This is a genomic window from Klebsiella aerogenes KCTC 2190 (assembly GCF_000215745.1).
GTDB classification, from domain to species: Bacteria; Pseudomonadota; Gammaproteobacteria; order Enterobacterales; family Enterobacteriaceae; genus Klebsiella; species Klebsiella aerogenes.
This window is the reverse complement of the sequence record NC_015663.1, coordinates 5089024-5102653: the sequence shown is the minus strand read 5'-3', so window position 1 is coordinate 5102653 and position 13630 is coordinate 5089024. Positions and strand designations below refer to the sequence as shown.

Annotated in this window: 13 protein-coding genes and 1 pseudogene; 6 read left to right on the top strand and 8 right to left on the bottom strand. The window is 53.6% G+C overall.

Annotated features, from left to right (window positions below; genetic code table 11):
- Positions 1 to 61: 61 nt before the first annotated feature.
- The 4 genes from arsC to fghA all read right to left on the bottom strand — a co-directional run bounded on the left by arsC (position 62) and on the right by fghA (position 3140).
- Complete coding sequence (arsC, locus tag EAE_RS24185) at positions 62 to 496, bottom strand: glutaredoxin-dependent arsenate reductase (RefSeq protein ID WP_015706113.1); 435 nt, start codon at positions 494 to 496, stop codon at positions 62 to 64.
- 12 nt (positions 497 to 508) lie between these two features.
- Complete coding sequence (gene arsB / locus EAE_RS24180) at positions 509 to 1798, bottom strand: arsenical efflux pump membrane protein ArsB (protein ID WP_015706112.1); 1290 nt, start codon at positions 1796 to 1798, stop codon at positions 509 to 511.
- Positions 1799 to 1832: 34 nt separating this feature from the next.
- Positions 1833 to 2153 (bottom strand): metalloregulator ArsR/SmtB family transcription factor, encoded by a 321-nt coding sequence (locus EAE_RS24175; protein WP_015706111.1) that lies wholly within the window; start codon positions 2151 to 2153, stop codon positions 1833 to 1835.
- A 150-nt stretch (positions 2154 to 2303) separates the two neighbouring features.
- A complete protein-coding gene (gene fghA / locus EAE_RS24170; RefSeq protein ID WP_015706110.1) occupies positions 2304 to 3140 on the bottom strand; it encodes an S-formylglutathione hydrolase in 837 nt (278 codons plus the stop codon).
- A gap of 343 nt (positions 3141 to 3483) precedes the next feature.
- Here fghA and folE point away from each other — a divergent pair, with 343 nt between their 5' ends.
- From folE to mglC, 6 genes and pseudogenes are all read left to right on the top strand, one after another.
- Positions 3484 to 4152 (top strand): GTP cyclohydrolase I FolE, encoded by a 669-nt coding sequence (gene folE / locus EAE_RS24165; protein WP_015365708.1) that lies wholly within the window; start codon positions 3484 to 3486, stop codon positions 4150 to 4152.
- A 15-nt stretch (positions 4153 to 4167) separates the two neighbouring features.
- Entirely contained in the window at positions 4168 to 5325 is a 1158-nt protein-coding gene (gene yeiB, locus EAE_RS24160; RefSeq protein WP_015706109.1) for a DUF418 domain-containing protein YeiB, read from the top strand.
- 155 nt (positions 5326 to 5480) lie between these two features.
- Entirely contained in the window at positions 5481 to 6503 is a 1023-nt protein-coding gene (galS, locus tag EAE_RS24155; protein WP_015706108.1) for an HTH-type transcriptional regulator GalS, read from the top strand.
- Between the two features lie 298 nt (positions 6504 to 6801).
- The gene (gene mglB / locus EAE_RS24150) at positions 6802 to 7800 is read left to right on the top strand and encodes a galactose/glucose ABC transporter substrate-binding protein MglB (RefSeq protein ID WP_015365711.1); all 999 of its coding nucleotides are present in this window, start codon (positions 6802 to 6804) and stop codon (positions 7798 to 7800) included.
- Positions 7801 to 7916: 116 nt separating this feature from the next.
- A pseudogene (gene mglA / locus EAE_RS24145) lies at positions 7917 to 9436 on the top strand (galactose/methyl galactoside ABC transporter ATP-binding protein MglA).
- Positions 9437 to 9451: 15 nt separating this feature from the next.
- Entirely contained in the window at positions 9452 to 10462 is a 1011-nt protein-coding gene (gene mglC, locus EAE_RS24140) for a galactose/methyl galactoside ABC transporter permease MglC (protein WP_015365713.1), read from the top strand.
- Positions 10463 to 10532: 70 nt separating this feature from the next.
- Here the strand turns inward: mglC and sanA are convergent, their stop codons facing one another.
- From sanA to EAE_RS24120, 4 genes are all read right to left on the bottom strand, one after another.
- Positions 10533 to 11249 carry an outer membrane permeability protein SanA gene (sanA, locus tag EAE_RS24135; RefSeq protein WP_015365714.1) on the bottom strand — a complete coding sequence of 239 codons (717 nt, stop codon included), beginning with the start codon at positions 11247 to 11249 and terminating at the stop codon, positions 10533 to 10535.
- Between the two features lie 169 nt (positions 11250 to 11418).
- Entirely contained in the window at positions 11419 to 12303 is an 885-nt protein-coding gene (cdd, locus tag EAE_RS24130; RefSeq protein ID WP_015365716.1) for a cytidine deaminase, read from the bottom strand.
- Positions 12304 to 12430: 127 nt separating this feature from the next.
- Entirely contained in the window at positions 12431 to 13126 is a 696-nt protein-coding gene (locus tag EAE_RS24125; protein ID WP_015365717.1) for a CidB/LrgB family autolysis modulator, read from the bottom strand.
- Entirely contained in the window at positions 13123 to 13521 is a 399-nt protein-coding gene (locus EAE_RS24120; protein ID WP_015706107.1) for a CidA/LrgA family protein, read from the bottom strand. Before EAE_RS24120 ends, EAE_RS24125 begins: the two co-directional genes overlap by 4 nt.
- Positions 13522 to 13630: the final 109 nt, after the last annotated feature.

Sequence of the window (13630 nt, the reverse complement as noted above, 5' to 3'; positions counted from 1 at the left end):
AACTGTCTGCCGTCGCTGAAGTAACTTCAGTGGCGGCTGCCCCGATAAAACGTGTACGCCGCTATCCGCCAGGTATCAGCCGCTTGCCCCTTTCATCCACCACCTTTTCTCCATCCTCTTTGCTAAATGCGCCTTGCTGCGGGTCGGGCAGGATATCCAGTACCACTTCAGATGGCCGACATAAGCGGGTTCCCCGTTCAGTGACCACAATAGGGCGATTAATCAGGATGGGATGAGCGAGCATAAATTCTATTAACTGCTCGTCGGTGAACTTGTCCTCTGCGAGTCCCAACTGAGCATAAGGTTCAACATTCTCGCGTAGTAGAGTACGCACAGCGATCCCCATATCTGCAATAAGCTTAACCAGCTCATCGTGAGTCGGCGGTGTTTCAAGGTAATAAATAACGGTGGGCTCATTACCGCTGTTACGGATCATCTCCAGCGTATTCCGTGACGTACCGCAGGCCGGGTTGTGATAGATGGTGATATTACTCATATGAGTATCTCGTTATAGAGTGAGAGAGAGCCGCAGCGCCAGCGCGGCCAGAGTGACAAACAGCACAGGTAGCGTCATGATGATGCCTGTGCGGAAGTAATATCCCCAACTGATGGTCATGCTTTTCTGCGACAGTACGTGCAGCCACAGCAGGGTCGCCAGACTGCCTATTGGCGTGATTTTGGGGCCTAAATCGCACCCGATCACGTTGGCGTAGATCATCGCTTCTTTAATAACGCCAGAAGCGGTGCTTCCTTCAATCGACAGTGCGCCCACCAGGACCGTTGGCATATTGTTCATTACCGACGACAGGAAAGCGGTCAGGAAGCCCGTGCCAAACGTTGCCGCCAGCAGTCCCTTATCCGCCAGCATATTCAGCATACCCGATAGATATTCCGTTAAGCCCGCATTGCGCAGACCGTAGACCACCAGGTACATACCCAGCGAGAAAATAACGATCTGCCAGGGCGCGCCGCGCAATACTTTACCGGTATTGATGGCGTGACCTTTTTTCGCAACGGCAAACAGAACAGCGGCTCCGACAGCGGCGATGGCGCTAACGGGCAGCCCCAGCGGTTCAAGAACAAAGAAACCAACCAGCAACAAAAGCAAAACAACCCAGCCGGCTTTGAAGGTTGCGGGATCTTTAATCGCGCTGGCAGGTGTTTTCAGCAAAGTGACGTTGTAAGTTGCTGGAATATCCCGGCGGAAAAACAGATGCAGCATGCCCAGCGTGGCCGCTATGGCAGCAATATCAACAGGAACCATCACAGAGGCGTATTGCGTAAAACCAAGCCGGAAGAAATCAGCTGAGACAATATTGACCAGATTGGAAACGATAAGCGGCAGGCTGGCGGTATCGGCAATAAACCCGGCAGCCATGACAAAGGCTAATGTTGTCCTTTTGCTGAACCCCAGAGCGAGCAGCATGGCAATGACGATGGGCGTCAGAATGAGCGCTGCGCCATCGTTAGCAAACAGCGCCGCAACGGTCGCGCCTAACAGGATAATCCAGGTGAACAGCAGACGACCGCGCCCGTTGCCCCAGCGGGAGACATGCAGCGCAGCCCATTCAAAAAAGCCCGACTCATCGAGCAGCAGGCTGATGATAATCACCGCGATAAAAGTCGCTGTTGCGTTCCAGACGATATTCCAGACAACGGGAATATCACTGAGATGAATAACGCCGCTGGCCAGCGCCAGTATTGCGCCAATACTCGCGCTCCAGCCGATGCTGAGGCCCCTGGGCTGCCAGATAACCAACACCAGCGTGAATAAAAAGAGACTACCGGCCAACAACATTCTCTACTCCGATATATGCGTTTCTATATATGTATCAACAGGTGGCGCACGCTGTTTTCTTGCGCCATTCGTCAATATCTTCCCTCATGCTCTGCCTGGTCGTGGCAATGATCTCCGCCGTCCAGGCCGGCATATGGGGCGAGAGGCGATAGTGGACCCATTTCCCTTGCCGGCGGTCGAGTACCAGTTCAGATTCACGTAATATCGCCATATGGCGAGATATTTTCGGCTGGGATTGCCCGGTGGCGGCACACAGATCGCAGACGCACAGTTCGCCGGACTCACGCAGCAACATGATGATGGCTAAACGGGTTTCATCCCCCAGGATTTTAAACAGCTGGATAGGCTTTATCATGGTTGACCAGATTATCATGGAGGTACATATATGCTAAATCATATATGTTGTGTTTTAAATAACAAATTATCGCCCGTAGCGACAAGATAGTTCCTGACGAAGATATAAAGCCGGGCAAGCGGAGCATGCCCGGCGGAGGGAAATAGAGGGTTACTTAAACAGATGCTCCGCGTGGAAGCGCAGATGATCTTCTATAAAGGTGGCGATGAAATAGTAGCTGTGGTCGTAGCCGGGCTGGATACGCAGGCTCAGCGGCCACTGTTTCTGTCGCGCCGCCTCTGCAAGGACCGCGGGCTGCAACTGGGTACCGAGAAACTGGTCGGCGTCACCTTGATCAATTAATGTGGCAATGGCATCCCCGGCCTGGCTTGTCTGCATGAGTGCGCAGCTGTCCCACTCCTGCCAGTTCGCTTCATCATTGCCGAGATAGTTGCTGAACGCTTTTTGTCCCCATGGAACTTTGCATGGGTTAACGATCGGCGCGAAGGCCGAGACGCTGGTAAAGCGCCCTGGGTTTTTCAGCGCCATGATGAGCGCGCCGTGGCCGCCCATCGAGTGGCCGCTGATAGCGCAACGGTCGGCGACCTTAAATTGACGGTTAATCAACTGCGGTAGCTCATCGCGCAGGTAGTCGTACATGCGAAAATGCGCCGCCCACGGCGCCTGAGTGGCGTTGAGGTAAAAACCCGCGCCTTTACCGAGATCGTAACCTGCATCATCGGCGACGTCATCACCGCGCGGGCTGGTGTCGGGCATCACCAGCGCGATGCCAAGTTCGGCGGCGACACGCTGGGCGCCAGCCTTGTTGGTGAAGTTTTCGTCATTGCAGGTCAAACCGGATAGCCAGTACAGCACCGGCGGCGGGGCGGTTTCCGTCGTCGTCGGTAAAAAAATGCTGAACGTCATCGCACAATTCAAGGTACTGGAGTGATGACGCCAGCGCTGCTGCCGACCCTCGTAACAGCGATGTTCTTCAAGCAGTTCCATGCAGGGCTCCTCGGGTATCTATGTGTAATGCTTAATAATACAGATATTTCATTAACCGGTGAGTAACTTTCACTTTCCCGTCGCGCAAAGCTATTGCATCATTAATACAAGTTATAAAGAACGTCTCTGAACATCTACAGTACTTATGATTGCGCGCGGTAGCGGCGGGGCTCGCTGGCGTGGCGCATCGACAACGTCCAACCGCAGCGGTAAAAATGAAAGGTTGCGCCAATTTCAATAATTATCGTGACGGCTACTGGATTATGTGCGCCACCTCACGCACAATGAGTGCAAACTTTGCCCTCAGAAGAGCAAAGAGCGCCACACCTGCAGGAGAACCTAAATGTCATCATTGAGTAAAGAAGCCATACTCGTTCATGAAGCGCTGGTCGCTCGTGGGCTGGAGACGCCGCTGCGTCCGCCAGTACAAGAAATTGATAATGAAACGCGCAAGCGTCTGATCGCCGGGCACATGACTGAGATTATGCAGCTGCTGAATCTTGATCTCAGTGACGACAGCCTGATGGAGACTCCGCATCGCATCGCAAAAATGTACGTTGATGAGATTTTCTCCGGTCTGGATTATGCCAGATTCCCGAAAATCACCGTTATTGAAAACAAAATGAAAGTTGACGAGATGGTGACGGTCCGCGATATCACGCTGACCAGTACCTGTGAACATCACTTTGTGACGATTGACGGCAAAGCGACCGTTGCTTATATCCCGAAAGATTCGGTAATCGGCCTGTCGAAAATTAACCGCATCGTGCAGTTCTTTGCCCAGCGTCCGCAGGTGCAGGAGCGCCTGACGCAGCAGATCCTTACCGCGCTGCAGACTTTGCTCGGTACCAGCAACGTCGCGGTATCCATTGACGCGGTGCATTACTGCGTGAAAGCGCGCGGCATCCGCGATGCGACCAGCGCCACGACCACCACTTCGCTTGGCGGTCTGTTTAAATCCAGCCAGAATACCCGCCAGGAGTTCCTGCGCGCCGTACGTCACCACAATTAATTCGGAGCAGGGTGCATGGAGAGAAACGTCACGCTGGACTTCGTTCGCGGCGTCGCCATCCTCGGCATTCTGCTACTGAATATCACCGCCTTCGGCTTGCCGAAGGCGGCCTATCTGAATCCGGCCTGGGCCGGGAGTATTTCGCCGAGCGACGCCTGGAGCTGGGCCATCCTCGATCTGTTTGCGCAGGTAAAATTCCTCACCCTGTTTGCTCTGCTGTTCGGCGCCGGATTGCAAATGCTGCTGGTACGCGGTAAACGCTGGATCCAGTCGCGGCTAACGCTCCTTGCCCTGCTTGGTTTTATTCACGGTCTCTTTTTCTGGGACGGCGATATTCTGCTGGCCTATGCGCTGGTGGGGCTGATTGCCTGGCGCATGGTGCGCGATGCCCATCATGTCAAATCGCTATTTAATACCGGCGTCGTGCTTTATCTCATCGGTATTGCGGTGCTGGTATTGTTGGGTTTAATTTCCGGCAACGGCGCCAGCCGGTCATGGGTGCCCGATGCCGCGAATGTGCAGTATGAGCAGTTCTGGAAGCTCAAAGGCGGTCTGGAGGCGGTGAGCAATCGCGCGGATATGCTGTCCGATAACCTGGTGGCGCTTGGCGTGCAGTACGGCTGGCAGCTGGCGGGGATGATGCTAATGGGCGCGGCGCTAATGCGCTGCGGCTGGTTGAAAGGGCAGTTTAGCCTTAGCCATTATCGCCGCGTCGGGGCTGTGCTGATTATTGCCGGAATGATGGTAAATGTGCCGGCCATCGCCGCGCAGTGGTACTTGCAATGGGACTACCGCTGGTGCGGTTTTCTGCTGCAGGCGCCGCGTGAACTTGGCGCGCCGCTACAAACCATCGGCTATGCCGCGCTGGCGTGGGGATTCTGGCCACAATTATGCCGCTTTCGTCTGGTTGGGGCGATTGCCTGCGTTGGGCGGATGGCGCTCAGTAACTATTTACTGCAAACCCTGATCTGCACCACGCTGTTCTATCATCTGGGCCTGTTTATGAAATTTGACCGTTTACAGCTGCTGGCCTTTGTGCCGGCGGTGTGGGCCGTTAATCTCCTCTTCTCGCAGTTTTGGCTGCGTCATTTCCGCCAGGGGCCCGTTGAGTGGCTATGGCGTCAGTTAACCCTGAGAGCCTCAGGGACATCATCCAGAGATACATCTGTATAACGATCTCGATCACAATCATTAACAAAATGGATGTAACCGTTTCCAGCCGTGTGACCTCACTCACGTAGCGCGGTGCGCGTCGCTGCCAGAATAGCCACCTTGCTGAACACAGGAGGTGGGTGTGACGTATTGCAATGCGATAAAGGCGGGTATGTATGATCACCATTCGTGATGTCGCCCGTCAGGCGGGGGTTTCCGTGGCGACGGTTTCACGGGTTCTGAACAACAGCGCGCTGGTGAGCCCGGATACCCGGGAGGCAGTGATGAAGGCGGTCGCGCAACTGGGCTATCGGCCGAATGCCAATGCCCAGGCGCTGGCGACCCAGGTTAGCGATACCATTGGCGTGGTGGTGATGGATGTGTCAGACGCCTTTTTCGGCGCGCTGGTGAAAGCGGTGGATACCGTCGCGCAGCAGCATCAGAAATATGTGCTAATCGGCAACAGCTACCATGAAGCTGAAAAAGAGCGTAACGCCATTGAGGTGCTGATTCGCCAGCGCTGTTCTGCGCTTATCGTGCATTCGAAAGCGTTAAGCGATGCCGAACTTGGCGACTTTATGCAGCATATTCCAGGCATGGTGCTGATAAACCGCATTGTGCCTGGTTTTGCGCACCGCTGCGTGGGTCTCGATAACGTCAGCGGTGCGCTAATGGCTACGCGGATGCTGCTCAATAACGGCCATCAGCGGATTGGCTATCTCTCTTCCAACCACGGCATTGAAGATGATGAACTGCGCCGCGAAGGGTGGAGTAAAGCGCTGCAGGAGCAGGGCATTATCGCGCCGGATAGCTGGGTGGGCTCGGGTTCGCCGGATATGCAGGGCGGTGAAGCGGCGATGGTAGAACTGCTGGGGCGTAATTTAGGCCTGACCGCGGTGTTTGCCTATAACGACAGTATGGCTGCCGGGGCGTTAACCACTCTCAAGGATAACGGCATTGCCGTGCCGCAGCATCTCTCGCTGATTGGTTTTGATGACATTCCCATTTCCCGTTACACCGATCCGCAATTGACTACCGTGCGCTATCCCATTATGTCGATGGCGAAATTGGCTACCGAACTGGCGCTACAAGGGGCGGCAGGGAAACTCGATAGCGAGGCCAGCCACTGCTTTATGCCCACGCTGGTGCGGCGCCATTCGGTGACGCAAAAGCAAAGTGTGGGGCCGATCACTAACTGAATCTATTAGCTGATGTAACCGCTTTCAATCTGTGAGTAAATTCACAGTATATTAACATTCAGCTGTTTATGATGGCAGCGTTGACCAGTCCGAACCAGACTGTACAGGTGATGTTTTAAAATATCATCTTAAACAATAGGTTAGGCACTTGATGAAGCCGTTTTTCTGGAGCGTTACCCTACACGGAAGACAGAATTAACGTTGTGAATATCGTTGTGCGGTAACCCTAATGTAACAACTCCCGCCAGCTATCTTCACGCCAAAAAAAACGATGCAAAATAATAAAACCGGAGATTCCATGAATAAGAAGGTCTTAGCTCTGTCCGCCGTCATGGCTGGCATGCTTTTTGGCGCCGCAGCGCATGCCGCGGATACCCGTATCGGCGTTACGATCTACAAGTATGACGACAACTTCATGTCCGTTGTGCGTAAAGCGATCGAAAAAGACGGCAAATCTGCGCCGGACGTGCAACTGCTGATGAATGACTCGCAGAACGATCAGTCCAAACAGAACGATCAGATCGACGTGCTGCTGGCGAAAGGGGTGAAGGCGCTGGCCATCAACCTGGTTGACCCGGCGGCGGCGGGTACGGTTATCGACAAAGCGCGTGGGCAAAATGTGCCGGTGGTGTTCTTTAACAAAGAGCCGTCGCGCAAGGCGCTGGATAGCTACGATAAAGCCTATTATGTGGGTACCGACTCCAAAGAATCCGGGATTATCCAGGGCGATCTTATCGCCAAACACTGGAAAGCGAATCCAAACTGGGATCTGAACAAAGATGGTCAGATTCAGTTTGTTCTGTTGAAAGGCGAGCCGGGCCACCCGGATGCCGAAGCGCGTACTTCCTACGTTATCAAAGAGCTGAATGAAAAAGGTCTTAAAACTCAGCAACTGGCGTTAGATACCGCCATGTGGGATACCGCACAAGCGAAAGATAAAATGGACGCCTGGCTCTCCGGCCCGAACGCCAACAAAATCGAAGTGGTCATCGCGAACAACGATGCGATGGCGATGGGCGCGGTAGAAGCGCTGAAAGCGCATAACAAGAGCAGCATTCCGGTGTTCGGCGTTGATGCCCTGCCTGAAGCGCTGGCGCTGGTGAAATCCGGCGCGATGGCCGGTACCGTGCTGAACGACGCCAACAACCAGGCCAAAGCGACCTTCGATCTGGCGAAGAACCTGGCTGACGGCAAAGAGCCCGCTGCTGGCACCAACTGGAAAATTGAGAATAAGATTGTCCGCGTACCGTACGTAGGCGTAGATAAAGACAACCTCAGCCAGTTTATCGGTAAATAAGTTCTTCATGCATTGCGGGCGCGCTCAGCGCGCCCGATTATTCCTGATACCGAAGCCGATTTTGCTGCGATATAACTTATCGTCGCGGATCGTCACGAACGCAGCCAGGTATAACTATGGTCAGCAATAATAGCGTACAGTCGGGCGAATATTTGTTGGAAATGAGTGACATCAACAAATCTTTCCCCGGCGTTAAAGCTCTTGATAATGTCAATCTGAAGGTTCGTCCGCACTCTATCCATGCATTAATGGGGGAGAATGGCGCGGGCAAATCGACATTATTGAAATGCTTATTTGGAATCTATCAAAAAGATTCCGGCAGTATTCTTTTTCAGGGAAAAGAAATCGATTTCCATTCGGCGAAAGAAGCGCTGGAAAACGGTATTTCTATGGTGCACCAGGAATTAAACCTGGTACTTCAACGTTCGGTCATGGACAACATGTGGCTGGGACGTTACCCCACCAAAGGCATGTTTGTCGATCAGGATAAAATGTATCGCGATACCAAAGCGATATTTGATGAACTCGATATTGATATTGATCCGCGCGCTCGCGTGGGGACTTTATCGGTATCGCAGATGCAGATGATTGAAATTGCCAAAGCATTCTCCTATGACGCGAAAATCGTCATTATGGATGAGCCTACCTCATCGCTGACAGAAAAAGAGGTTAATCACCTGTTTAAAATAATCCGCAAGCTGAAAGAGCGTGGCTGCGGTATTGTTTATATCTCCCATAAAATGGAGGAGATATTTCAGCTATGCGATGAGATTACGATCCTGCGCGATGGTCAGTGGATTGCCACCCAGCCGCTGGAGGGGCTGGATATGGATAAGATCATCGCGATGATGGTTGGCCGTTCGCTGAACCAGCGTTTTCCGGATAAACAAAACAAACCGGGCGAAGTAATCCTTGAAGTTCGTAACCTGACCTCGCTGCGCCAGCCGTCGATCCGCGATGTCTCGTTCGATCTGCATAAAGGCGAAATTCTCGGCATTGCCGGACTGGTGGGCGCTAAACGTACCGATATTGTTGAAACGCTGTTTGGCATCCGCGAAAAGGCCAGCGGCACCATTACCCTGCATGGTAAAAAATTAATAACCATAGCGCTAATGAAGCGATTAACCACGGCTTTGCGCTGGTAACCGAAGAGCGTCGTTCGACGGGGATTTATGCTTATCTCGATATTGGTTTTAACTCGCTGATATCAAATATCAAGAAGTATAAAAACAAGGTCGGCCTGCTGGATAATTCACGGATGAAAAGCGATACCCAATGGGTTATCGATTCCATGCGGGTTAAAACCCCAGGCCATCAAACGCAAATCGGTTCGCTTTCCGGCGGGAATCAGCAGAAGGTTATTATCGGCCGTTGGTTATTAACCCAACCGGAAATATTAATGCTTGATGAACCGACCCGCGGAATTGACGTCGGCGCGAAATTTGAAATTTACCAGCTGATTGCCGAACTGGCTAAAAAAGATAAGGGCATCATTATTATCTCTTCTGAAATGCCGGAACTGCTGGGAATTACCGACCGTATTCTGGTTATGAGCAACGGGCTGGTTGCCGGAATTGTTGAGACCAAAACCACGACGCAAAATGAAATTCTGCGTCTTGCATCATTGCACCTTTGAGATCAGGGGCTTTCCATGAGTGCGTTAAATAAAAAGAGTTTCCTCACTTACCTGAAAGAGGGTGGGATTTACGTTGTACTTTTGGTCTTACTGGCCATTATTATTTTCCAGGACCCGACCTTCTTAAGTCTGTTGAACTTAAGTAACATCCTGACGCAATCCTCGGTACGTATTATCATCGCGCTCGGCGTCGCCGGGCTGATTGTCACCCAGGGGACCGACCTTTCCGCCGGACGTCAGGTGGGTCTGGCGGCGGTGGTGGCGGCCACCATGCTGCAGGCGGTGGATAACGCCAACAAGGTGTTCCCGGAGATGGCGACCATGCCGATTCCGTTGGTGATTCTGCTGGTCTGCGCGATCGGCGCGGTGATTGGCTTGATTAACGGGATCGTCATTGCCTATCTCAACGTGACGCCGTTTATCACTACCCTGGGTACGATGATCATCGTTTACGGTATCAACTCCCTGTACTACGACTTTGTCGGCGCGTCGCCGATTTCCGGTTTCGACAGCCACTTCTCACAGTTTGCCCAGGGCTTTGTCGCTTTAGGTTCATTCCGCCTGTCGTACATTACTTTCTACGCGCTGATCGCTATCTTCTTCGTGTGGATCCTGTGGAATAAAACCCGTTTCGGTAAAAACATCTTCGCTATCGGCGGCAACCCGGAAGCGGCGCGTGTCTCCGGCGTTAACGTGGCGCTGAACCTGCTGATGATTTATGCCCTGTCCGGGGTGTTTTACGCCTTCGGCGGGCTGCTGGAAGCCGGACGTATCGGTTCGGCGACCAACAACCTCGGCTTTATGTACGAACTGGATGCGATTGCCGCCTGCGTGGTGGGGGGCGTTTCCTTCAGCGGCGGCGTGGGTACGGTTTTCGGCGTGGTGACCGGGGTCATTATCTTTACCGTCATCAACTATGGTCTGACCTACATTGGCGTCAATCCATACTGGCAGTACATTATTAAAGGGGCGATTATCATCTTCGCCGTGGCGCTGGATTCACTGAAGTACGCGCGTAAGAAATAAGATTGAACGTATAAAAAACCCGCGCCTGGCGCGGGTTTTTTATGCCTGAAATTCGATAAAACGACGGCGGCTATTTTTCTTTCTGTAGCTCCAGTAACTGCTCGGGCGTGACCGCCGGGTAGGATTGCGCATCCTCCGGAACTTCATGCTGCTGCGCCGGAATGGGGATCAGCGGCCCGAGGAAACGCGGTTCGCGTTTGAAGATATAGAGATCCGCCAGCGCGCCAAATCGGGCGCCAAACTCGCGAAGACGTACGGTCCACATATCCTTCGGCGAAGGCACCGCATAGCACTGTGCCTGAATCCCCATATGCAGGGCGATAAACAGCGCGCGCTCGCAATGGAAGCGCTGGGTGATAATAATAAAATCATTGGTATCAAACACTTTGCGGGTGCGCACGATCGAATCGAGGGTGCGGAAACCGGCGTAGTCCAGCACGATATCTGCCGGATCGACGCCGGCTTTGATCAGATCCCGGCGCATGGTCATCGGTTCGTTATAGCTTTGCAGAGCGTTGTCACCGCTTAACAGCAGATAATTAACCTTACCGCTATTGTAGGCGTTGAGCGCGCCCTGGATCCGATAACGATAATACTGATTGATCACGCCGGTGCGATAATATTTGGCAGTGCCCAACACCACGCCCACCTGGCGGTAGGGGAGATCCTGCAGCTCATCGTAAATATAGGGCGCGGTTTTCCAGCTCATCCAGCGGTCAAGACCCAGCACGGTCAACAGCAGCAGGCCGAGCAGGACTAACAGGCTGTATAACACACGCTTTAACATGAACTTGACTCAATGGTGGACGAGGGAAGCTTCAGGCTACTTTACCCGCCGGGTAAGCGCAAGAAACCATCGTTTAATTGCGGGGATTTTCAGCAATATGGCAGATTACCGAATCCAGGCCGGAGAAGCCAAAGGCGCATCCGGCAATCTGCTCAGGCTATCAGGCTAATTAACCTAACAGCACGCGGTCGATATTCTGACAGCCCAACGCTTTCAGGGTCGCAACGGTCGCATCCCACTGGATAAGCGATGCATCGGCTTTCTCGGCCAACAGCGCGCGCTGGATATCCGGATAGTCGTAACCGTTAAGGCTCAGCAGGTTCAGCGCGCCCTGTAGCGGCGGTAGTGTTGGATTGAACGCCGCGTTTTCCGCGTAGCTGCCGCAGAAAATGGTGCCGTCTTTCAGCTCCAGCGCCACGCCGGAAGGGGAGTTGCTGTACGGCGCGTGGCAGCGGTTCGCCGCCTGAATAGCCGCCTGTGTGAGCGCATCGCCGCTGAGAGGGAAGCCGTGATCCTGCTCATCCATCAACAGAGTTTTGATTTCCAGGTCTTTCGGGCCAAAGGCGTCCGGCAGATAGTGCTGCAGGGAGTGCGCTTCGCGACCCGGCAGATGAATGCGCAGCGCCAGACCGCTGTTCAGTTCATTCATAAACTGGCGGCAGTGGCCGCAAGGCGTGTAGTTGACGGTAATGGCGCGCAGGGATTTTTCGCCGCGTAGCCAGGCGTGGCTGATGGCGCTCTGTTCCGCGTGGACGGTCTGTTGCATGGTGGCGCCGAGGAATTCCATGTTGCCGCCGAAGTACCAGCGACCGCTCACGCCGCGGGCGATAGCGCCAACGTTAAAGTGAGAAAGATCGGCGCGGGCGCAGGCGGCGGCAAGCGGCAGTAGCGCAAAGGCCAGCGCGTCTTCATCCAAACCTGTTGCTTGTTGTAGCGTCGCCACCTGATCGGCTTCGAGCAGCGCCGGGAAGTGCGGGTCTGCGAGCATCGGGGCGATGGCCGCCTGCAGGTCTGCCGCCAGATTAGTCAAAGCAGCTTGAAAACGAGAGTGCATAGCGTTGCCTCATAACAATGTAATGGGAAGCTAGTGTACGGGCCCGCACGGGACCCATATGTGACATAAGTCTCATTGTTTATGCAACGCTAATTTGTTGCATTTATAAATGTGATGCAAATCACAATTATCCGACAACAGCGACGATCACCGGGAACAGAAAAGGCGCGACCAGCGAGGTAATAATTCCGCACAGTACCAGCGCCAGCGAGCTAAACGCCCCTTCCTGGTAGTCCAGTTCGGCGCAACGCGCGGTGCCGAGGGCGTGCGAGGCGGTACCCATCGACAGGCCGCGGGATGCTTTGGTATGAATACGCATGGCGTTAAGCAGCGTATGGCCGAACACCGCGCCGAGGATCCCAACGAAAATGACGCACACGGCGCTAATCGCTGGAATACCGCCAATACTGCCGCTGACCGCCATGGCAATTGGCGTGGTGACGGATTTTGGCATGATGGAAGCGGCTATTTGCGGGGTGGCGCCCATCAGCAGAGCGACGGTGGTACCGGTGATCATCGCCACGCAGCTACCGATAAAGCAGATGGTGATGATGGATTTCCAACGCGCGCGGATCTGGTGCAGTTGTTCATATAGCGGAAAGGCCAGCGCAACCACCGCCGGCTGCAGCAGATCGTTAAGGATTTTGCTGCCGGCAAAATAGCGTTCATAAGAAATACCGGTGACCAGCAGAAAAGGAATAATGACCACCATGGCGACCAGCAGCGGGTTGAGCAGCGGAAATTTAAACCGCGCCGCCAGCTTGCGGGCAAGGAAAAAGACAATCAGCGTTAACGGTAGCGACCACCACATTTCATGGATCATTTTTTACTTCCTTTTTGTCCGATGATTTTGCGTTCACCGTGGACCAGATGCGAGCTCCAGCTCACCACCAAAAAGACTAATAAAGTACTGACGGCGCAGGACACCGCCACCGGTCCCAGCTGCGCGCGCAGTAAATCCCAGTACTGCATTACGCCAACGCCGATAGGCACGAACAGCAGCGCCATGTAGCGGATCAGAATGTTGCAGCCGGGGTTGACCCACTGCGGCGGCATAATTTGCAGCGCCAGCAGCACGAACAAAATCAGCATGCCGATAATGCTGCCGGGGATCGTGATGGGCAGCAGCCCGGCGATAAAAATGCCTGCATACAAGCAGGCGTAAATCAGGACGAAAGCTCGCACGTACTGCCAGATAATCTTCAGCGACTTACTCATGGTAATAACCCTTGATGAACTGCCATTCATCATACAATTAAACCCTGAAATGTGCTACCGATCACATCATGAATTCTAGGCATCGTCAGCATAGAAAATGGGAACAGCG

What these genes read in the sequence shown, in the direction of transcription:
- folE (WP_015365708.1), top strand. Translation starts at nt 3,484, where the DNA reads ATGTCATCATTGAGTAAAGAAGCCATACTCGTTCATGAAGCGCTGGTC.
- arsC (WP_015706113.1), bottom strand. Translation starts at nt 496, where the DNA reads ATGAGTAATATCACCATCTATCACAACCCGGCCTGCGGTACGTCACGG.
- fghA (WP_015706110.1), bottom strand. Translation starts at nt 3,140, where the DNA reads ATGGAACTGCTTGAAGAACATCGCTGTTACGAGGGTCGGCAGCAGCGC.
- sanA (WP_015365714.1), bottom strand. Translation starts at nt 11,249, where the DNA reads ATGTTAAAGCGTGTGTTATACAGCCTGTTAGTCCTGCTCGGCCTGCTG.
- EAE_RS24120 (WP_015706107.1), bottom strand. Translation starts at nt 13,521, where the DNA reads ATGAGTAAGTCGCTGAAGATTATCTGGCAGTACGTGCGAGCTTTCGTC.
- galS (WP_015706108.1), top strand. Translation starts at nt 5,481, where the DNA reads ATGATCACCATTCGTGATGTCGCCCGTCAGGCGGGGGTTTCCGTGGCG.
- mglC (WP_015365713.1), top strand. Translation starts at nt 9,452, where the DNA reads ATGAGTGCGTTAAATAAAAAGAGTTTCCTCACTTACCTGAAAGAGGGT.
- arsB (WP_015706112.1), bottom strand. Translation starts at nt 1,798, where the DNA reads ATGTTGTTGGCCGGTAGTCTCTTTTTATTCACGCTGGTGTTGGTTATC.
- EAE_RS24175 (WP_015706111.1), bottom strand. Translation starts at nt 2,153, where the DNA reads ATGATAAAGCCTATCCAGCTGTTTAAAATCCTGGGGGATGAAACCCGT.
- mglB (WP_015365711.1), top strand. Translation starts at nt 6,802, where the DNA reads ATGAATAAGAAGGTCTTAGCTCTGTCCGCCGTCATGGCTGGCATGCTT.
- cdd (WP_015365716.1), bottom strand. Translation starts at nt 12,303, where the DNA reads ATGCACTCTCGTTTTCAAGCTGCTTTGACTAATCTGGCGGCAGACCTG.
- EAE_RS24125 (WP_015365717.1), bottom strand. Translation starts at nt 13,126, where the DNA reads ATGATCCATGAAATGTGGTGGTCGCTACCGTTAACGCTGATTGTCTTT.
- yeiB (WP_015706109.1), top strand. Translation starts at nt 4,168, where the DNA reads ATGGAGAGAAACGTCACGCTGGACTTCGTTCGCGGCGTCGCCATCCTC.